This is a genomic window from Sporosarcina sp. Y838 (assembly GCF_056786515.1).
The window spans coordinates 59,189-80,288 of record NZ_JBXCJD010000006.1 but is presented as its reverse complement, the minus strand read 5'-3'; the positions used below and the strand labels follow the sequence as shown (position 1 = coordinate 80,288).

At 37.6% G+C, this 21,100-nt stretch carries 19 protein-coding genes, 1 pseudogene and 1 riboswitch; of the genes and pseudogenes, 6 read left to right on the top strand and 14 right to left on the bottom strand.

The genetic code is table 11. The annotated features are described in order from the left end of the window. Positions 1-5: 5 nt before the first annotated feature. From speD to AC1TO4_RS10190, 6 genes are all read right to left on the bottom strand, one after another. The gene (gene speD / locus AC1TO4_RS10215) at positions 6-824 is read right to left on the bottom strand and encodes an adenosylmethionine decarboxylase (RefSeq protein WP_482105232.1); all 819 of its coding nucleotides are present in this window, start codon (positions 822-824) and stop codon (positions 6-8) included. A 323-nt stretch (positions 825-1,147) separates the two neighbouring features. After that, entirely contained in the window at positions 1,148-1,870 is a 723-nt protein-coding gene (locus tag AC1TO4_RS10210) for an amino acid ABC transporter ATP-binding protein (protein ID WP_482105231.1), read from the bottom strand. Then, positions 1,863-2,522 (bottom strand): amino acid ABC transporter permease, encoded by a 660-nt coding sequence (locus AC1TO4_RS10205; RefSeq protein ID WP_482105230.1) that lies wholly within the window; start codon positions 2,520-2,522, stop codon positions 1,863-1,865. The genes AC1TO4_RS10210 and AC1TO4_RS10205 overlap by 8 nt, the downstream gene beginning before the upstream one ends. 35 nt (positions 2,523-2,557) lie before the next feature. Next, a complete protein-coding gene (locus AC1TO4_RS10200) occupies positions 2,558-3,352 on the bottom strand; it encodes a transporter substrate-binding domain-containing protein (RefSeq protein ID WP_482105229.1) in 795 nt (264 codons plus the stop codon). A gap of 17 nt (positions 3,353-3,369) precedes the next feature. Next, positions 3,370-4,698 carry an aspartate aminotransferase family protein gene (locus AC1TO4_RS10195; protein ID WP_482105228.1) on the bottom strand — a complete coding sequence of 443 codons (1,329 nt, stop codon included), beginning with the start codon at positions 4,696-4,698 and terminating at the stop codon, positions 3,370-3,372. Positions 4,699-4,709: 11 nt separating this feature from the next. After that, entirely contained in the window at positions 4,710-6,074 is a 1,365-nt protein-coding gene (locus AC1TO4_RS10190) for a sigma 54-interacting transcriptional regulator (protein ID WP_482105227.1), read from the bottom strand. Between the two features lie 291 nt (positions 6,075-6,365). Here AC1TO4_RS10190 and AC1TO4_RS10185 point away from each other — a divergent pair, with 291 nt between their 5' ends. Next, a complete protein-coding gene (locus AC1TO4_RS10185) occupies positions 6,366-7,541 on the top strand; it encodes a M20 metallopeptidase family protein (RefSeq protein WP_482105226.1) in 1,176 nt (391 codons plus the stop codon). 107 nt (positions 7,542-7,648) lie between these two features. After that, positions 7,649-7,888, top strand: a pseudogene (locus tag AC1TO4_RS10180) (glycerate kinase); the annotation flags it as partial. A 98-nt stretch (positions 7,889-7,986) separates the two neighbouring features. Here AC1TO4_RS10180 and AC1TO4_RS10175 read toward each other — a convergent pair. The 5 genes from AC1TO4_RS10175 to queC all read right to left on the bottom strand — a co-directional run bounded on the left by AC1TO4_RS10175 (position 7,987) and on the right by queC (position 11,785). Further along, positions 7,987-8,538 (bottom strand): GDYXXLXY domain-containing protein, encoded by a 552-nt coding sequence (locus AC1TO4_RS10175; RefSeq protein ID WP_482105225.1) that lies wholly within the window; start codon positions 8,536-8,538, stop codon positions 7,987-7,989. Beyond that, positions 8,535-9,611: a DUF2157 domain-containing protein gene (locus AC1TO4_RS10170; protein WP_482105224.1), complete on the bottom strand. Its 1,077-nt coding sequence runs from the start codon at positions 9,609-9,611 to the stop codon at positions 8,535-8,537. The genes AC1TO4_RS10175 and AC1TO4_RS10170 overlap by 4 nt, the downstream gene beginning before the upstream one ends. 382 nt (positions 9,612-9,993) lie before the next feature. Further along, positions 9,994-10,701, bottom strand: coding sequence for a 7-carboxy-7-deazaguanine synthase QueE (gene queE, locus AC1TO4_RS10165; RefSeq protein WP_482105223.1), 708 nt, complete (start codon positions 10,699-10,701; stop codon positions 9,994-9,996). Then, positions 10,698-11,123 (bottom strand): 6-carboxytetrahydropterin synthase QueD, encoded by a 426-nt coding sequence (gene queD, locus AC1TO4_RS10160; protein WP_482100709.1) that lies wholly within the window; start codon positions 11,121-11,123, stop codon positions 10,698-10,700. Before queD ends, queE begins: the two co-directional genes overlap by 4 nt. Then, the gene (queC, locus tag AC1TO4_RS10155) at positions 11,120-11,785 is read right to left on the bottom strand and encodes a 7-cyano-7-deazaguanine synthase QueC (protein ID WP_482105222.1); all 666 of its coding nucleotides are present in this window, start codon (positions 11,783-11,785) and stop codon (positions 11,120-11,122) included. Before queC ends, queD begins: the two co-directional genes overlap by 4 nt. 7 nt (positions 11,786-11,792) lie before the next feature. Then, a riboswitch (PreQ1 riboswitch) is annotated at positions 11,793-11,836 on the bottom strand. A 412-nt stretch (positions 11,837-12,248) separates the two neighbouring features. Here queC and AC1TO4_RS10150 point away from each other — a divergent pair. After that, a complete protein-coding gene (locus AC1TO4_RS10150; protein WP_482105221.1) occupies positions 12,249-12,617 on the top strand; it encodes a DUF378 domain-containing protein in 369 nt (122 codons plus the stop codon). A gap of 122 nt (positions 12,618-12,739) precedes the next feature. On the opposite strand, the gene AC1TO4_RS10145 is transcribed toward AC1TO4_RS10150, so the two are convergent. The 3 genes from AC1TO4_RS10145 to AC1TO4_RS10135 all read right to left on the bottom strand — a co-directional run bounded on the left by AC1TO4_RS10145 (position 12,740) and on the right by AC1TO4_RS10135 (position 14,176). Beyond that, a complete protein-coding gene (locus tag AC1TO4_RS10145; RefSeq protein ID WP_482100706.1) occupies positions 12,740-13,561 on the bottom strand; it encodes a squalene/phytoene synthase family protein in 822 nt (273 codons plus the stop codon). Positions 13,562-13,816: 255 nt separating this feature from the next. After that, entirely contained in the window at positions 13,817-13,951 is a 135-nt protein-coding gene (sspL, locus tag AC1TO4_RS10140) for a small, acid-soluble spore protein L (RefSeq protein WP_482105220.1), read from the bottom strand. Between the two features lie 27 nt (positions 13,952-13,978). Next, positions 13,979-14,176 carry a gamma-type small acid-soluble spore protein gene (locus AC1TO4_RS10135; RefSeq protein ID WP_482105219.1) on the bottom strand — a complete coding sequence of 66 codons (198 nt, stop codon included), beginning with the start codon at positions 14,174-14,176 and terminating at the stop codon, positions 13,979-13,981. Between the two features lie 322 nt (positions 14,177-14,498). On the opposite strand from AC1TO4_RS10135, the gene AC1TO4_RS10130 reads away from it, so the two are divergent. From AC1TO4_RS10130 to AC1TO4_RS10120, 3 genes are all read left to right on the top strand, one after another. Then, on the top strand, positions 14,499-18,359 hold the full coding sequence (locus AC1TO4_RS10130; RefSeq protein ID WP_482105218.1) for an AAA domain-containing protein: 3,861 nt from the start codon (positions 14,499-14,501) through the stop codon (positions 18,357-18,359). Further along, positions 18,340-19,140, top strand: a complete 801-nt coding sequence (locus AC1TO4_RS10125; protein ID WP_482105217.1) for a hypothetical protein — start codon at positions 18,340-18,342, stop codon at positions 19,138-19,140. The genes AC1TO4_RS10130 and AC1TO4_RS10125 overlap by 20 nt, the downstream gene beginning before the upstream one ends. Positions 19,141-19,558: 418 nt before the next feature. Then, positions 19,559-20,641, top strand: coding sequence for a hypothetical protein (locus AC1TO4_RS10120; protein WP_482105216.1), 1,083 nt, complete (start codon positions 19,559-19,561; stop codon positions 20,639-20,641). Positions 20,642-21,100: the final 459 nt, after the last annotated feature.

Here is a 21,100-nt window from a genome sequence, read left to right as displayed (position 1 = left end):
ACCCCTTATTCATCTATATTAGAACCGTTAAAAATCTCTGTCATTTCTCTACGTAACATCGTTGTAATCTCGAGTCTTTCACTAATAGGAAGCTCAGAGACATTCGTATTAAACAAATAATTTTGTAAGTTTATGTCTTTTATCAATAGTTTCGTGTGGAAAATATTTGATTGATGGACATTAATATCTTTCCAATCGTATTTCAGCAAGGTTTCACTGTCAATATAATCCCGGATGGATTCCATAGCATGATCTATATATACTTTCTTCCCTTCAATGCTACGAGTAAACCCACGCACGCGGTAATCAGTAGTTATAATATCCGAATCAAAACTGCCAATCAGATAATCCAGTGCATTCAAAGGTGATATTTTACCACACGTCGAGACATCGATATCTACCCGGAAAGTAGCAATCGAGTTATCTGGGTGATATTCAGGATATGTATGCACAGTCACATGACTTTTGTCCAAATGACCTACAACTGTATTACGGGTTTTAAAAATTGACAGTTCCTCTTGACTGTAAGGGCCGTCAATCAGTGGTCCAGGAAAGGAACCTTCAGAGATAAGAATTGTTACGCTCGCACCCTGGGGATCATAATCCTGCTTACTAACATTCAAAACTTGAGCACCAATAATTTCGGTCACTTCATGGAGAATAGCCGTTAATCTCTCAGAATTATATTGTTCATCAATATACTCGATATATTCACTTTGCTCCCGCTCACTTTTCGCATAGCAAACATCATAGATGTTGAAGCTAAGTGTCTTGGTGAGGTTGTTAAAGCCATATAGCTTCAGCTTATTTTCCAACCCTAACATCACGCCTCTCATGTGAAAACAATACTAATTATAGCACGTCTAATTCCTAGTCAATATAGTTATTTTTAGAAAAAGTAAAATTAATTTATCATTATTAGGCGTACGATATCATAACTACGTAGAGGCCAATTTCATTGAAATATAATAGATACGACTCGCACTATCCGCGTCAGTTACATAATCCTATTTCCAAGTGAATTATTGTTTTCGTTATTATAGTCTGTGGATTAGACTTGAACTTTATGCGTTAAAACAAAAAGCCAGTTACTCGGCTTAAATAGTTTGCTGAGTAACTGGTAGTAGTAATTATATAATTATTTAATTTACAAAATCTTCTCTAAAAAGTCTTGTGCTCGTTTACTCTTTGGTGAAGAGAAGAACTCGGCAGGGGGGGCATCTTCTACTAATTGACCATCGTCTAAAAATAACACGCGATCTGCCACTTCTCTTGCAAATCCCATTTCATGTGTGACAATTGCCATTGTCATTCCCGTTACCGCTAAAGATTTAATAACTTCCAGTACTTCCTTAACCATTTCGGGGTCAAGGGCGGAAGTCGGCTCATCAAACAGCATCATTTCAGGTGACATTGCCAAAGCCCTTGCAATTGCTACACGCTGCTTTTGCCCACCTGATAACCTTACTGGATGTTCTTTCTCTTTTTCGGAAAGGCCCACTTTTTTTAATAATTCACGTCCAAGAATTTCTGCATCATTCTTCGAAGTACCTTTTACCATCATTGGTGCATATATAATATTTTCAAGAACAGTCTTATGAGGGAAGAGGTTAAACTGTTGAAATACCATTCCCACTTGTTCTCTAACCTTCATGATATTCACTTTGGGATTTGTCACTTCATTTTCATTCACCCATATTTGTCCGCTAGAGGGATTTTCAAGGAGATTGATGCAACGAAGAAATGTTGATTTCCCGGAACCTGAAGGGCCAATAATCGCGATGATTTCCCCTTGTTTAATGGTGGTTGAAATACCTTTCAAAACCTCAACTTTCCCGAAGTTTTTACGGAGATTCTGAATCTTAATCACTTCTTCTCATCCTCCTTTCAATCACTTTCCCAAGAAGTGTTAACACAATTACCATTAGATAGTAGATGACACCTGCGAAGATAAGGGATTCAAAATAGCGATAAGTGCTACCACCGACAATATAAGATCTTCTCATAATGTCCGTGACACCAATTACAGTGACAATCGCGGATTCCTTCGTTAACGTTATAAACTCATTTACTAATGCGGGTAAAATATTTTTCAAAGCTTGCGGTAGAACGATATCTTTCATCATTTTCTTATAAGGAATACCGAGCGCCATTGAAGCTTCTAGCTGTCCTTTATCTACAGCTAAAATACCAGCTCTAATAATTTCTGAGATATATGCACCCGAATTTAAACCGAATGCCAAGATAGCTGCGGTATACGCACTGACTTTTATATCAAAAAGTTGTGGGGTACCGTAATAGATTAAAAGAAGTTGGAGAATTAACGGTGTTCCACGGAAAATGGACGTATAGATATCCGCAAACCATTTGAGTCCTTTAAATGGTCCGATTTTGCATAATGCCAAAAGAATTCCGATTGCAAAACCAATAAGTGCCGCAACGCCAACAATTTTTAGAGTGACCGCGATTCCTTGCAGAATATAAGGAATCGAGGGAGCAATTTGTGTAAAGTCTAAATTCATGGGTTACACCCTCTCTTCCTATCTGACTTAGTTGCTTAGTTACTGAACCATTTCAAAACTAGTTTTTCCACTTCGCCTTTGTCTTGTAATTCTTTTAGGGCTTGGTCGAATTCAGCAGTCAATGGACTGTCCTTTTGGAATGCCATTGATAAACCTAATTTGTGCTCTTCAGGAAGCTCAAAACTGGATAGGTCCTTATCTGACTCGATGTAGCCATTTGCCACTACATCCGCAATTACGATTGCATCAAGATGGCCAGATTTGATTTCTTGGAATAAATCTGGAACACGGTCCCGGCTTTCGACTGTATACCCAAATTGTTCTTCAAGTGATTGCGCACCTTTTTCTTGAACAGAAGCTGTTTGTGCGCCTACTTTTTTACCTTTAAGATCTTCCGCACTATTGATGTTGCTGTCTTTTGCTGTAATTACCAGATTTGTTGCTGTGAAATATGCTGTTGAAAAATCCACTACTTTTTTACGTTCTTCATTGTTGCCGTCCATACCTGCAACGACCATGTCAATGCTCTTTGCTTGTAACGCTGGAATTAGGCCATTGAAATCCATATCTTCAATTTCAAGCTCATAGCCAAGTTCTTTAGCAACCATTTTTGCTAAATCTATATCGAAGCCAATAATTTCATCACCTACCGCAGTGTCAACATATTCGAAAGGAGGGTAATCAGCTGAAGTTCCCATCTTAAGAATCTTGGTTTCTTCCGTATCTGAAGTACCTGTTGTTCCGCTATCCGCCTCATCTTTCGTTCCACATGCCGCTAGTACGCTCATAACTAAAACGAGTAGAAGTGCAATTCCTGACCATTTTTTCATATTAAATCTCTCCATTCTCAATTGGTTTTATTTTCGAATTCCGTTAAAGCTTCATCCAATACGTTCAATCCATCGTCAATCTGCTCTTTCGTTATTGTAAGCGGGGGAATCATCCGGATTACTTCACCCGAGTTACCGCATAAGTAGAACAGAACGCCTTTTTGGAGACAACTATCTAGTACAGTCATTACGGCTTCGCCATCAGGTTCACCCGAATCAGGATTACCGAGTTCGATACCAATCATCAAGCCGACACCTCTAATATCGGTAATAACTGGGTGCTTCTCTTTCATTTCAAGCAGGCGTTTCTTTGCATAGGCACCCATTTCGGTCGCGTTTTCCAATAACTTTTCTTCTTTCATCACTTCAAGAGAAGCAAGGGCAGCAGAACAAGCTATAGGGTTACCGCCAAAAGTCGTTCCATGTGTGCCGAGCGGCCATTGATCCATCAGTTCCTTGGAGGCGACCGTCGCACTTAACGGAAGTCCTGCAGCAATCCCTTTAGCAATCGCCATGATGTCCGGTTTAACATCAAATGTCTGTGCAGCAAACCAATTACCAGTACGGCCAAACCCTGTTTGGACTTCATCGAAAATAAGAAGAATGCCATGACGGTCGCAAATTTCACGAACTTTTTTAAGCCATGCCTTTGGCGGAATGATGTAGCCACCTTCGCCGAGAACTGGTTCGATGATCATGCAGGCGACTTCTTCAGGGTCAACTTGGTGACTGAAAAGTTTTTTTACGTCTTGTTCTAGTTTTTCAGGGAAGAAGACTTCAGGATCTGCCCCTTCAGGAAGATATTCAGGTAAAGCATATGGCAATTGATATGAAAGCCATGTGGGTTGCAGATGTTTTCGGTATTTACTTTTAGATGTTGTAACGCTTAATGCGCCCATTGAACGTCCGTGGAAGCATCCTGTAAAAGAAACAATATAAGGTCGGCGAGAAGTGTACTTGGCAAGTTTTAATGCACCTTCAATCGCTTCAGTACCACTATTTGCGAAAAAGAAGTTATCGAGTTTTGGTGGCAAAATCGATTGTAATTCCGCAGCGAGTTTTAGAATTGATTCGTAAATGATGACGCCCGAGGGACCATGTATAAGGTTGTCCGCACTGTCTTTTATCGCCTGAACTACTTTGGGATGACGATGACCGACGTTTTCCACGGCAATACCAGATGTGAAGTCTAAATACCTTTTACCATCAGCGCCGTAGTAATAACATCCCTCAGCTTTAACAACCGGTAAATTCGGATGGTCTTTTGCCATGCTTGGTGCTAGAAAGTTTCCGATATTGTCGACCATATGAAGCCAATCTTGTTTTTCATTGTTTTGTAGAGACAATCTAGACACTCCTATTGAAATTCATTGTATTTTTTTAGTTTGCGTACGACGGAAGGTTGACTTATTCCTAAGAATTTCGCAATTTCAGTTGTTGTTCGATAGCGCTCTTGTGCGTCTCTTAAGACTTTCATTTCTACGTCTTCTAAAATGCTTGGGAGCGTACGACCTTCAAGATGAATAATAGACAAATCATTTGTGGTTTCCTTGCGGTATTCTGGTGGTAAGTCTATCGACGTGATAATAGAAGAATTACTTTGAACAACAAGTCGTTCCATTACATTCTTCAGCTCGCTGTGATTACTCGTCCATTCAAGTCGAAGTAGATGGTTAAACAAATCATCTGCAATTCTCTTCTCGGTATGGTGATAACTGGCAAAGTGATGCAAATAAAATGTAATTAAAGCACTCAAATCTTCTTTTCTCTCATGTAATGGTTTTAAATAAATAGGCACAATATGAAGTAAATAATATAAGTCTCGGTGAAATTCTTTTCCAAGTAATGCATCTGTAAGAACACTTTCGGAAGAGCTGATGAGTCTCACATTAAGTGGAATGGCTATCGTTGAATGGATAGGTGTGTATTCACGTGCTTTTAAAACACTCATCAGTTTCCCTTGTAAATGAACAGACAACTTATTAATCCCTTTTAAATAGAGTGTACCTCCATGAGATAACGTCAACAATCCGGTTTCTGTGTTTTCAAACTCACCACCGAATAATTCTCGTTCAAACATCGCTTCAGGTATTGTTTCGCAGTCGATTTCAATGAATGGCCCATCTTTACGAGTGCTTTCATTGTGAATGACCTTTGCCATTGTCGTTTTCCCGGTTCCTGCTTCTCCATAAAGGAAAATGGAGACGTCTAGTGCGGCTGCATTACGTGCAGTTTCATAGGCGATTCGAGTTGATCTGCTTTCAATCGTCAGCCCATCAATTGTAAGATTTTCTTTACGTAAGTGAGATAGTTCTTGTTTTGCCAAAGACATTTCAAGTTCAAGATCTTTCATGTATTCCTGAATAACCAGAAGTTCTGCTACTTCATATGAATAGCTCATTACAAATTCAACTTCACCCGATTCATTAAAAAAAGGCATACCAGTAATAAGTACTTTCTGTCCAGCAGGTGTGGATTGTATAATGACTACTTTCTTTTTCTGTTGAAGTACTAGAGGTGTTATGGCAGGCGAGAATATCCCCATTTTCTCCAGCGCATAAACGGACTTTCCGAGTAACTCTTCAGCTTGTATACCATAATTTCTTCCACTAATTTGCGAGGCTTTTACTATGATACCTGCGTGATTGGTTACGATGATGTCTTCGTCATATGAATCGATAATTTCTTCCCTTGAATTTGGATGTAAGAAAAATCCTAACATACGACCACCTTTCCTCAGAATGACATTATTCAATTTTGAATTATTATTTAGAAGTAAATAAATTGTACTGATTTTTCAGAATAGCGGCAATAGATATTTAAAAATAGGGAAGATTTTTTTATGTAAATAGTTGATAACGTTGAAAAGTATAACATGTATGTTCATTCTTGCACAAGTATAATTATGCAAAAATGAATAAAGGGAAATTAGGATTTCCTTTCTCTATTGCTTTATGATTAACTGACTAGAAGGGCTACAATTTAAATTCATTAAATGGAAGGAGAATTATGAATGCTAAAAGAAGTGATATTCAAGAATATATCGGATGCTAGGATGGAAATGATAAAGATTCGTCGTCATTTACATATGCATCCTGAGCTATCACATCAGGAGATTGAAACGCCTAATTTCATCGCGAACTACTTGGAAGACTTGGGAATTGAAGTTAGGCGGGGGGTTGGTGGAAGAGGAGTCACGGGGATAATTCGTGGTGGGAGGTCTGGGAAAACAATTGCATTTAGAGCGGATTTTGATGCGTTGCCAATTCAAGATGCTAAAAATGTCCCTTATCAATCAACTGTTCCCGGAGTCATGCATGCTTGTGGGCATGACGGTCATACTGCAGCATTACTAGGGTTTGCGAAATCTTTGAATTCAGTAAAGGACCAACTTCAGGGAACTATTGTGCTCATTCATCAGTTCGGGGAAGAACTGCCACCTGGTGGGTCAAGGGCAATGATTGAAGATGGTTGCCTTGAAAACGTCGATGCGATTTACGGTGCCCATCTACAGTCCAATATGGAGGCGGGTTATGTCTATGTGCGTGATGGTTATTTACAGGCTGGAGAAGATACGATAAAAATCACTGTAAATGGTTCTGGAACACATGGGGCGGAACCGCAAAATGGGGCAGACCCGATTCTGGCAGCCGGTCATATTATGGTTGCCCTACAGTCGATTGTAAGCCGCAATGCAGACCCATTGAAAGAACTTGTCATTTCGATAGGGAAGTTTCATGCAGGGGATGCGGATAACGTCATTCCTGAGAAAGCAGTTATGGAAGGGACAATTCGCGTCTTTGATGAGGACTTGCGAATGCTTGCCGGCAAACGTCTAATTGAACTTGCACAATTTGTAGGTCGTGGACTCGGTTGTGAAGTTGAAGTCCAAATAGAAAAAGGCTATGACGCACTTTGGAATCATCCAACACAAGTGAATATTGTCCGCCAAGTGGTAACGGATGCATTTGGTATGGACGTTTTGGTGGAAACTCAACCAATTATGCCGGTTGAAGACTTTTCTTATTTTCTGCAAAGAATTCCAGGTGCATTTTTCTTCGTTGGAGCAAAAATGGATGACACAGATAATGTCTTTCCACATCATCATGAACGTTTTGACTTTCACGAACCTGCAATGGAAATGATCGCGAAAACATTCGCGGGAATTGTACTTGCATATCAAAAATAACCAATGCTCGGAGCGCAATAGCCCGTACAATATTAAAGGCAGGACTATAATTTTATTATAAATGAATGCTAGTTGTTGTAAACGGTTGAATAAAGGGGGAGTTAAAGATTAAAATAGTTATCGCTCCAGATTCATTTAAAGGCAGTGTCACAGCGATGGAAGCTGCACGATCGATTGAAAAAGGTGTTTTCCAAGCGCTTCCAAATGCAGAAACGGTTCTTGTCCCTGTAGCAGATGGGGGCGAGGGAACAATGGAAAACTTAGTCGCTGTTACCAAGGGATATACGAAGACAGTTCTAGTTATAGGACCACTTAGAAGTCCGATTGAAGCTAAATACGGTGTGCTTGAAAAGTGGTTGAATGATATGGAAATCAAAAAACGATTGAAAAGCTAAACAAAAAAGCCCTAAACAGTTCACCTGAACTTGTTTTGGGCTTTTTCATGTTATTGAATTGCTTGAATATCCTTCAAAATTGCATAACCGTTTTTCACCTTTAAGTGAGCAACCAATTGCCCTTTAGCAGATAAATCCTCAAGCTCTTTTCCAGCGTTTTCTGGTACATAGAATCTATCTAAACCAAAGTTAATGGAATGAACGTTTATACCTGTCGTATTTTGATAGTCATAGCCATTCAGTTTTCCAGTTAAGTAAATACTGCCTTTTGGTTTTTTATCAGTTAAGCTATCAAGTACATAAATGTCTCCCTGTTTAACTAGCTTTCCATAAACAGTTAACTGATTGGAATTCGTGTGTTTTTCAATTTTTTTCAAAATACTTGTGGGAATTTCGCTTTTTGCAACTTCCTCAATTTCATAGCGGAGCGTTACATAATCTCCATACAATAAATCTCTCGGATCCACAGGCACAGTTAACAAGCTGATATCTTCACCGTACGTTAGCGCCCATAGCGGTTTAAAAGTCAAGCTAATTAACAATATAAGAGGGATGGCTAATGCAACGATGAAACCAAAACGCTTATTTTTCATCCTGTTCATTGGCTATCACCTTTCCTCTGACGTGTCTTTTCAAACCAGAAACCAAAGCCAATTAGGATCAAACCACCAATGACAAAGAATAGTGATTTTGGCATGAAGTCATATGACAAATCTGCGTAAAAGCGGAAAATCAGTGCACAAACAATGAGAACAGCGGGTAAACTACCGATTTTCAAGAAGAACAGTAGTTTTATCGCGAAAACAATTGTGAAAATAATCGCCATGATTTCGGCAGTTTCTCCAGAAACAACATCTATCCAAGTAGTTGGAAATGTTAGAAATAGACCCGCTATTCCATAGACAACTGAACCAAGCCATTCAGACGATAATTGGTACCTGCCAAACGGGTAAAAGGCGAGAAATAACCCAATGATGAAGAAAGTACTTGCAATAAGAAGCCCATGCACATCAAAATAGATGAATAAATTGAAAATAAACGTCATTGCTAAAACCGTATTAGCGATGAACAAACCTCTAGAATGATCGAACCTTTTTTCATTCATCCAAAAAAGAAATGGAATGACAAGTAGAAGGAAGTAAGGTACACCACTGATTCCACCCCATACATTGAATCCATAGATAATGAAAAATCCTGTTGATACTGCAGCTATAAATTTATCTTTCAAGTAATATGCGAGCGGTAATATCCCGAGTCCCCACATGAAGAAATCTGCATAGACGCCTGCGCTTAGGTTAAACATCTGGCCAATCAAGAAGATACCAGCACCGTACACAGCCACACCGATATAATAAAGGCTACGCGATGTTTTTGGATAACGTTCTTCCATTTTATAGCCGCCAATATAAAAGCCAGCTGTCGCAAAGAATAATAGAATAAACTTTGCAAGTTTCGGTATTTCCTGCCAATTTCCAGCGATGAAACTTAAAATACCGACACCTATTAAAATGGCTCCAAAGACCAGCAAGACCCGCACAAAACCCACTCGTTCAGTAGGCTCGTATTCCGATAGAAGTGCGCTTCTTTGATCCGTCCCAAGCTTTCCTGCTTGTTCCAAATAGCGAAACTCCTTTTCAAGAACACGGTATTCAGAATTACTGACTTTTCTCTTCATCTAATCGAGCCCCCTATTCCATAGTTTCTCGTATGCTTAATTATACCCGTTTTTATTCATTAACAACACTGGAAGTTAAGGCTATTTTCTAGAACAGTTTAAACTGTATAAGAGACAAGTGGTAGATAGACGAATGAATAGTTTTTGGGTACTCTAGTACTTAGCACATTGTATTCTTTGCTGTGTGCTATAAGAAGTGTTCTTCCTTAAAATGAAAGTAGGGATGCGACGAAATCGCATCCCTACGTATTAAGACATTTCGATAATGTATTGAAGTCGTTCAATATAGTAATACAACTGTATCCGTATTGCTCATTGTGTGGATTAAATTATTCGCTGGCGATTCTGGACAATTACCATGCGTAATTTTATTAGTACATATCTAAACCCCACGTTTATTCCCCCATATAAGGGTATGGAGCTGAGGTAACACCCTAACGTCATTCATGATAGATGAATTGACGGTCAAATCAACCAACCATTCATACCGATTCAGTAGAGAAGACACTAGCAGTTCATTTTCAGTCGTCGTCGTATCATCGTTTCCTGTCTGTAAAAAGAAAGGAAAAGCCGGGTAACGTTGGTGGACGGCTTCGGCAAATTTGAAATCCACTTCATCAAAAATGACGATTTTCAAACTAGCCGTCGTATTAAGCAGTTTCTCCATAAATGTATCCAGTTTGCTGAAATCTGTTGCCATTCCAGAACTAGGTGGTTTTGGAGAAAGGGTAATATCATCGATTTCCAACAACCAATCCTGCCAAAAAGAAGCCTGCGTTTCAACCGCAACTTTCCAGCCTTGTTCATGGCATAAATCAACAAGTTCCCCGATACCTTTATGAAGCGCAGGATTCCCACCTGAAATTGTTACATGTGAAAATGACTGCCCGCCAATTGCTTTAAGTTCATCTATAATTTCAATAGGTTGTTTCGAAACGCTCTTTCCTGAACCATCCCACGTGAAACTGGAATCACACCACGAGCATGAATAATCACACCCTGATGTCCGAACGAACATCGTTTTCAATCCCATTACCATTCCTTCACCTTGAATAGTTGGTCCGAACACCTCCATCACAGGAATCTTCATACGTTCTCCTCCAGTTTAGGCCGGTAGATGACGTAGCTTGTTGGCGTTTCACGGACAATGACCTGAAGACAGACTGCTTTATTGCTCCTCGTCTGTAGAACTTCCTGAATTGAATTATAAATCTGTTCGGCTAATTTCTCAGTTGTAGGGAAGTTAGCCTTAAATTCAGGATGATCATTCAATACGGAATGATCATATTTATCATGAATGAGGGTTTTGAGTTCCTTGAAATCAATCAGAAAACCAATTGAATCCAATTCATTTCCTCCGATTGTTATGTTCAAATAGTACGTATGCCCATGCATCACTTGGCACTTTCCAGCATTTTCACTCGGAATGTAATGCGCCGCCGAAAAATGCATGTCTTTGTTAAGTTCAAAACGAAACGAGTGCTGAACTTGTGGGTAAAATTGCTGCATCATTCGGAAACACCTTCAGACTTTTTAGTAATGTAAGCAGTTAGTCCATCATTTCGTAACACACAAGCTGGACATTCCCCGCAGCCTGAACTTGGAATCCCGTTGTAGCATGTAAGTGTTTTGTGCTGTACAAAATCAAGTGCATCTAATTCATCAGCCATTGCCCAGACCTCGGCCTTATCCAGCCACATTAAAGGCGTATGGATAACAAAGCGCCCATCCATTGCTAAATTCAACGTGACATTCAATGACTTAATAAAATTGTCACGGCAATCTGGATATCCGCTAAAATCAGTTTCACTCACACCCGTTATTAAGTGCCGGGCTCCAATCGCATCCGCATAGACAGCCGCAAACGACAGAAATAGATGATTCCTTCCTGGAACAAAGGTAGAAGGTAATTCACCATCTACTTCTTTTACTTCGATTTCATCACGTGTCAAAGCATTAGCAGATAGTTGATTAATAAGGCTCATATCGAGCAGTTTAAACGACACACCGAGCTCATCCGCAATTTTTCTTGCACATTCAATTTCCGCTGAATGGCGCTGACCATAATCAAACGTGACCGTCGCAACTTCAGCGAAATTTTTCAATGCCCAAATTAGACATGTCGTACTGTCTTGGCCGCCACTGAATACAACGACTGCTTTTTCATTTTTCATAGTAAACATCTCCTTAGTTTTTTTGAGAGGGAGTTTTCGAACCTCTTTTTCGAACAATGTTAATAATAGCATAGGAGTAGAAGCTACTAGTAGTAGTTTCCACTTTAAATAAAATGATATATTTATTCAGTATTTATATACCGATTTAATCCTAATCATTTTTAATATATAAAATGTGATTTGTTGGTACATTCATTTGTATAAAGAAAATTGACATCACCAAGGATCAAAAACGGGAAGCATAAAATATATAGGATTAGTGCCGATTAACTCCACAAATTTTTATGATTTATGTATTAAAACGCTTTTTTAGCAGAAGATAATAACGAATCTTAACAATTACCGAGAAGAGTGTTTTTATGGTGCCCATTCGTAATGATGTAATCCCTTTAAAACTCGAAACGGTATTGCGGATTCAATAATTGTTCGAAACTGCTTATTAAATAAGGGAGGTGTTAAAATCATGAGAACGATACAACGAATCGCCTTGGCTTTGGTAATAATTGGAGCAATCAACTGGGGCTTAATTGGATTCTTTAAGTTTGATTTGGTAGCATCACTATTTGGTGGACAAGAGGCGTTTTTATCACGGGTGGTTTACGGTCTGGTAGGGTTAAGTGGATTGGCTTGCTTGGGTATCTTATTTAATCCAATCGAAGAAACAGTCGCAGATAAAGAAATCAATCGTCGAGGCGTTAATAATCTCAGTTACGATACTGAATTCGGTGAGGAAACAGATATTGCGAAGTTGCGCGAGTCTTCTAAGAAACCCATTGATGAAAAGAATTCAGCTGACACAAGAAAGAAGGATTCAACAGACAATAAAAAATAAAGGAAGCTGAGCAAAGTTGTGGCATTTGAAAAAACATCCCAGCCTATGTCATATTGACAAGGGCTGGGATGTTTTTTAATGCATTACCTATACTTTTTCGAAATTATTAATATAAATTGGTGTCAATTTTCATTAATAATTTCATCTACTGTAGATTCAACTTCAGCTCGTGACATTTTTTCTTTACCACTCTTAAGCGTTTTTAATGTTGTTTTTGCCAAGGCAAGTGGGATTTTACAGAATAAAAGAATGTTTTTAGTGTCTAATGACTCTACATAGGCATCCGCTTTATCCAAGTTCTTTGTTGCATAGGAAAACATGTCGTTACGGTCCCAACCATCGGGAATAAAATGAACGCCACGATCAGCATCTTCCTCTTGATTGCGAAGCATATTGACTGCCTGCAAACCACGTCCGTATCCTATAGCTAATTCACGATCTGTTTTAGTTCCATCATACATCTCCCATATGTCCGAAAGCATAACACCTACTAATCCTGCTACATAGTATGTATATTCATCTAAATCTTCTTTGGTTTTAACTAACCAATCCTTCTCGACCCATTTCGCCATTCCGTCTGCCATAATACTTGTTGACTCTTTTACCTTGTCCATAATATTTTCCGGACAAAAAGATAGCCAATCAGCCAGCCTTAATGTTACTTCAGGTAAAAGGTCCTCATAAGGCTTTAATAGTTGTTGATAGGCTGCACCATCAAAGTCTGCTTTTAAAAGTTCGCTTGTTGAGCGCAAAAGATATTGCTTCGTCTCCGATTGTAATCCTTCGTGATCTTCAATTTCATCAATTGCTCGCATACATAAATATGCTGATCCTACAGACTTTCTTAATGTTGGATTTAGTAATTTGATGGGGATATAAAAGGTTCTACTTGTCAACTTAAGGATGTGCATGGCTTCTTTATTTAACTTTGCTTCATTAATCAATGAAATGATCCCCCTTTCACAATGAGGTTGTTAATGTTTTAACGCGTCAGATAGAAAACAATCAATTACTCGGATAATATCTCAGGTTATTCAGATTGTATTCGCTCACAATATACTTGGATCGTATAATCTTTATTGTATCATGGACGGCAGTAATACGTACAAATAAACTCAGCCTACAACTTAAAGGCTGAGTTTGGATTATATTGCAGTCAACTTCAAATTGATGTCGTAATGTGCAAAAAAGACAAATTATTATTTCGTGTTCTTCTTTTTAGCGGCTTCTTCCAGTTTGCTTTTTGGATCTTTTGATAGGTCAGTATCTGCATAACCTTGGGGTGTTACACTAGTCGCTTTCTTACCCTTATCGTTACTTTTGTCTTTCTCCATTTTTTCACCCCCTATTAAAATGAATTGCTATATGTGATTGTTCCTTGTCACTTCATCTGGATTTGTATCACTGTAGATACCAGTTCCAAGTCCGCCACTCTTGGCAATTAATTCTTTTACTTCATTATAAGTTAGGCCCGAGTTTGCATTTTTTCTTTTTACGTCTTCAATATCTGTTCCAGATACTGTATAAGTTCTTTTGTTCGAATTGCTATTTATGTTCAAAAAGTCACCTCCATTTTGTGTATACTTATGTTCTCTCAATTCAGGATAATTATTCAGGGATTTATTGTCATTGGTGCAAGTGACTATATGGGACACTGCTTCGGAAATACACTATAATTGTCTAGAGTGAAAATCCAAAACACGAAAAAAGGTAATTGCTGATTTATTGGACCAACAAGGTAGTTCGTCTGTTAGCCGCATTTTACAAATGAGAAATCAGTACAAAATAATCGTATAAGTCATAATGAAAAGTCAGTAATCTGAATAGGGATGCTGACTTTTCCATGTTTATAGTTATCAGATTGTGAAAGAGGGCATGCTAATGAAACAAGATACATCCACACTTAAGGTAATGCGGTGCGGACTAGGCATGACGGATAATGCCCGCAAAGGAATAACGAAATTGACAATGGACGAATATGCATTTTTTTCGATGCAAGAATCCTTTTATGTATATATTGAAAAACGACCGAATAATAGACAGGGGAATATGTCGTTTTCAATTTACTTTGATAACGTAGCGAATGAAGTTTTATCAAAACGTCTAAATGATAGAGTGGCCGTAATGGAATGCGTTTATCAAAATGAAAGTTTTTTGGCAACCGGTTTTCAAGTTAGGGGAAGGAAAGAACCCGTCCAGACAAACAGACGTCTTCCAGCACGCTTGAAATTTCTGGTAGGGCGTAGCACAGGTATTGCAATGCCGATTGATCTTTACACAAGCATTCGAGAATTGCCGATTGCACAAGAACGTTCGGAGTATGTGAAGAAAAGAATTGCCGGCTGGGAAGGCTATCTGCGAGTAGAGGAAAGAATTGCCGATGTCGATGATTTGACGACGCCTTTTTCACACGCATCTTTGAATGCAGACTTCAGTAAATTGACCATTCGATGTAAAGAACTAAAAGGAAATGAATGGAATACAATTAATGGTTTCAGTGTTAAGTTGAAAGGACTTCAAAATGAAATTGGAAATGTTATTAATACGAGTAAGGGCAAAGGGATTGTAGAAATCGAATTGAGTCGCAACTATAAAGAGATGGCTCGCCGGAATGAATGGAATCCGAATACATATAAGGAAGTAGTATTTAGTAACTTTGCTGCGCTGAGCCAGGTAAGGAGACTTCGAAAGGGGTTCAAAGATCTACAGGATGGACTTGCTGCTAATGCAAATTTGGAAAGGGTACTTTTTGAAGAGCGCCCAGTTGTACGTATTTCCAAGAAACAACAGAATCTTGTTTTTCATAATGAACTTAACCAGTTCCAGAAAGAAGCAGTCACTGGAGCAATGACTTCAAATGATTTGTACGTTATTCAAGGACCACCGGGTACAGGGAAAACGACGGTTATTTCAGAGATATGCCATCAGAATGTCAAAGCTGGACTGCGTACTCTCGTTGCTTCTCAAGCAAACCTTGCTGTGGATAATGCACTCGGAAGACTTCTATCTCATCAGGACGTCCGAATTTTACGTTATGGTCGAACTGAAAGTATTGAGGAAGAAGGCAAAAAGTTCATTGAAGAAAACGTAGCTATAAACTGGAAAAACGTGACGTTAAATACCATTAATGCAAAACGCCAGTCGAATACAAATAGAGAAATACAAATAAATGATTTGTTAGTAAGTCATGGCGTAAAGTTAACAGAAATGAAGAATGAATTGGTATCTTTAGACAAAAAAGTTGAATTGAAGGAAGCGGCTCAAAAAGAATACATAACTAATTCATTGACTATGAAAAAGCAACTTACTAATCTGAAGAGCTTGAAAGAAGAAAGTGATAAGTTGGTCAAAATTCAGGCCGCATTCATCCAATCTGAAACGACGTTAACCAGTGATGTTAATCGTCTTGAAGAACTCGTCTTATCGAAAAGCACAAGTATAGCTACAGCGGGGCAAATGGAAAAATTAGAACTACGAATAGAAAAGCTTCAATACTTCATTAGCTATAGTCAAACAGTAAATAAGATTGACGAGATGAATAGGTCCATTGGGGCCCTCCATAAAGAAGTACAAATAATAAATAACAAAAAGAAGCGACTTCATGTATTTTTGGAGGATATTCAAAAAATCACTAAAATAGATCGTTTACAAAAACACATGGATTCGTTTGAAATTATTCCACACTTCAACACACAGTGGAAAATTACCGAGTTAAATCAATTGATCGCCACTATTAAATCTGAAACAGCGGATGTTGGATACAGTGAGTGGCAAGAACTTTCACAGCGACTATACAATGCCATTGAAATGATTGAGCGTTTATTGAAAGATAATGGTTTTATTAAGAAAGAACTGAAAAGAACAGTAAATGATAAATATAGTTCTATAAAAGAAATTCATAGCCTTATTGACCGTGTAGGTAAATTTCTAATTCACCCATCTACCAAGAGTAGCCTAGAAACGCGTAGCTACTCTGCACAAAAATATGATAATCTCGAAAAAATAGCAATTGCACTTGAAATGTTATATGAAAGAAAGAGATTTTCAGAATTGCAAGAAGCAGGTTTTGAAAAACAAAATCAAATTAAGATAAACTCGAAAAAAATGTATTCAGTCATAAAAACCGAAATTAGCGAACAGACGAATCAATCCATAGTGGAAATAGGACAAGAAAAAAAAGCAATCGACTTAATTGTTAGTAATCACCAAGCTGAGATCATCAGTCTTCAGCAAACGGCCATGAAACTTTTAGAAAAAGTGGAACCCGTTGACGAAACTATGACAATCAGTGCTGCAATAGAGGAATTGAAGAAAAATGAGATCGTTTTTTCGGATTATAATGAGAATAAGAAGGATATCAAACAATATAAAGATGAATTAGAAAAGAAAAAGCATGAAAATAGAATTAATGAAGAACATTATTTAGATACTTCAAAGGCACTTGAAGATATTAGAGATAAAACTGAGGCATTGAGCAGCAATCTCATGAAGTTGGAAAAAGTAATGATTACCTTGGATAAGCTATTGGATGAAAATCCTGAAGAAATCCGTAAACAAGTTTTAACTACCATTCAAACCATTTCCACTGAAGTAGAAAAACTTAAAGTAGAAAAAGAACGACTACCAATAACAGATAAACTCCAAAAAGAATGGGTTTCACTTCTGACTAATGCCACTGAATATGATTTAGATGAAATACGAAAACTATATGTTAAACACGCAAACGTAATTGGTACAACCTGCGTTGCGTCTGCACGGCGTGATTTCATGGAGGAGTATCCTACTTTCGATGTAGTTATTATCGATGAAGTTTCCAAGGCGACGCCGCCAGAACTACTTCTCCCAATGTTAAAAGGGAAAAAAATCATATTAGTTGGAGATCATCATCAGTTGCCTCCGCTCATGGGACAAGCAACTCTTGAAGAATTACTTGAAGAAAGCAACAGTCATGAAGAAAAGAATGAACTGGAAAAGCTTTTGAAAGAATCATTATTTGAACGTCTTTTCAGAACGTTGCCAAAACAAAACAAAACGATGCTGGGTATTCAGTACCGCATGCATGAAAGTATTATGGAAACAATTACGCCGTTCTATGAAGAAGGGAATTACAGTTTACGCTGCGGGTTAACTGATTCGGATTCCTTGCGTGATCATTTGCTTGATTCCCACTTCGTGAATAGAAAAGATCATCTGTTATGGTTTGATATGCCGAACGAACAAAAGTATTTCGAAGAGAAGGTCAAGGGCGGCACAAGTCGTTTCAATCAAGCTGAACTAAACATGACTTGTAAAATATTGAAGGATCTAGATATGGCTACTGAGAAGGCCAAAACCTCTGGGCTAATGAATCAAGATACTAAAAAAAGTGTCGGCGTAATTAGTTTCTACGGTGAACAAGTCAAAAGGATGGATCGGCTAATTCATCAAGAGCTGATACCTCAACATTTAAATTGCAGAACCGGTTCGGTTGATAAGTTTCAAGGAATGGAAATGGATGTCATTATATTGAGTTTTGTTAGAAACCATCGGGAAAAAGGTGGAGATATCGGTTTTGCGAGAGATTATAGACGTTTAAATGTTGCGTTATCTCGAGCACGTGAACTACTCATTATAGTAGGGAGTTCAGAAATGTTTACAGTACAGACGAAACATCCTAGTTCGAGGAAAATGTACGGACGTTTACTTGAGAATATCAAAATGAAAAATGGCTTAAGAGGTCTAGATGGAATTGTTAAATCGTAATTTGATGGATGGAGGTCCCAGGTTAATGATTGAGTTGAAAGCGCGGTTAACAAAGGAACTTCAGCAGGACATCAATCTAAAAGTAATGGGTTCTCTAATATGGAATCTACCTATACATTTAATTGAAATTGAATATAAAACGGTAATGCGAACTAAAATGGATATACTCATGAAAATGATGTTGATTGCATTTGGAAAAGCTGAATTTTCGACAGTAGAAGAATTAAGTGAAGTTCTTCTCGTAGAACAGCTCTTTATTACTGATTTAATCGATAAAATGTCCAGAACTGGTGTAATTGAAAAGAGAGAAGGCTTTTTTTCATTGACTGAAGCCGGGATTGAACAGCTGAAGAAAGGGGTTTTTGAACATGAACCAGAAAAAAAATCGACACAGACGCTCTATAGTCCTAGTCATTCAGCGTTTTTGATAGGCGAAATAAAAAAAGGTGCATATGAAAATGCCGAAGTCTACCGTTATTTTGTTGGTTTTGATGAGAGGGATTTGGCAGTTATAGAAGATGACTTATTAATAGAAGTGCTTAAAAAGAGTGGTGTTGAGTCAGGTGAAGGAAACGTTCAAGTCATTGTTTCAGAAATTATATCTGCATCTGAGTTAGCAACTGAATCATCACAATGTATAGAATTTCATTTGTATAACAAATCTGAAGATATATTATACGCGCGTGTTTGGAATACACTAACAAGTCACTGGGATGAGGTTATCGAAGCACAATTAAATGAAAAGGAACGTAAAAAGTGGCGGGAAACATATTTGGCATAAGTTAACTAGCCGGTCTTTGTCCTTAGAACATCGTTTGTACCAAGTATCACAGAAACTAATCACATAAATTCATGTATAAAGTAGCCTTGCTCACTGTAAAAGTGATCAAGGTTTTTTGTTTTTGATTTAAATGATATTTACTGCGGCAACTTTATCAAAAATAGTTTGCATCTTTTCGTATATCAGCGCATATACTAAATAGTTCAATGACTTTATAAGGAAGCTTATATATTTCCTTCTACCGTTTTGTCTTTACAAATTAGGCGATTATAATTCGGTTATTCAATTGTTCAATATACATAGTTGATAAATGCTGAAATTTAAAAGTGATAATAAAAAATCTTCAGTATATTGTAACTATTTGGGGCTATCAAACGTCTAATATGGACACAATCATTTTAGAAAAGAGGGGTAAACTATGAGAGAAAAGAAAAGATTGTTAATTGCTTCAGTTGCGATAGTAATTGGGATTGGATTGTTTACACCATCTTATACATCAATTGCAGCCGAACAAATTGAATCGCAAATTAAAGTTGGACAAATTATTAAAGGCACTGTATTAGAAAATTGGGGTAATGAAATTATAGTTAAAGGAGATGACGGTAAACGTTACCATGTAGGACTCTATAATTTTGAAGAAGAACAAATTCAAAAGATGAATGTTTCTATCGGTTCCACTGTGCAAATCGAAGGAGAAATACTTTCTAGCTTTTCGGAATTATATGACTTCAACTATTTTGTGAAAACATTACCCGAAGGAGTAACTGAAGATGAAATCAAGAAGTTAGAAAAACTTTATAATAGAGTCATGGTTTTGGAAAAAGATGAGTTATGGGAAGAGTCTGGGAAGGTCTGGGTTAAAATCAATGAAATAACAAACCCATACTATCTGAAGAACTGGGAGCCGGAACCTTTTGATATTTATATCAGTATGTTTGAATATTCTTTTTCAAGTGACGACTTGATACAAATGGAAGAGCTTTATAATCAATGGATTACGCTTGCAAAAAGTGGTCAAGAAGAAGAATCAAGTAGTAAGTTGAATAAACTATTTGAAATTGTCGGCAACTATTATGTGGAGCCAACATTTGATGAATATATTGCAAGCATGGATATGATTATTCCGATTGAAGATTATCAAGTGATAAAGAACTTATATGAAGATGCTCGTCAGGCAAATATAGATGAAGATGAACAATTATCGATGGCTAAATGGGAAGCCTTTGACTTAGCGATGCGTCCATATTACCGTACCGCATACCCAATGCCGACATTTGAAGAACAAATGTCTTACAATGATTTCGAAGTATCGAATGTAGACTTTTCTAAGCTAAAGCAGATTTATGCAACTATCCTAGACCTGGAGCAGAGTGGTAAATATGATGATGTAGATAGCCAGTGGCAGCTGTATTACTCTATTTTAGAGCCTTATTATACAATTAATGAAAGTATCCCATTTCGTGCTTTACAAGTTATTGCAGATGATAAAGTGAAGCGCTGAAAAAAGGTGTGTAGATTGAAAGTATCAAATCGGTATATAAATATCGATATGCTTTTGTGATAAACAGGTAAAATGAATTTCCTTGAATAGTAGTTAATAGCCAGTGAAATTATTCAATTTGTCATTGAATAATTTTACTGGCATTTTTATTTTACAAAAAATGTACATAGATGGAAATCCACAAATCATTTGAAAGAACTTCTAAGTGGAAGTTCTTTCAAATGAAATTCTTTCCTGTATTATTACAGTATGGTAGACAGTTTTCTGATACTTCATTAGGAATCCTTGTAGAAAAAACGAAACGTAGTTGGCTATGACAACAAAGTCGGAAGTATCTATGTCAAAATGTAGACCTGTGAATTCTGTGCCCGTAAGAATAAGGAGCATGGCTGAATTTGATAGTGTCGGAAGAATTATTTTTGGAAGCGTCTTACAATCAATAATTAAACTTAGGAGTGT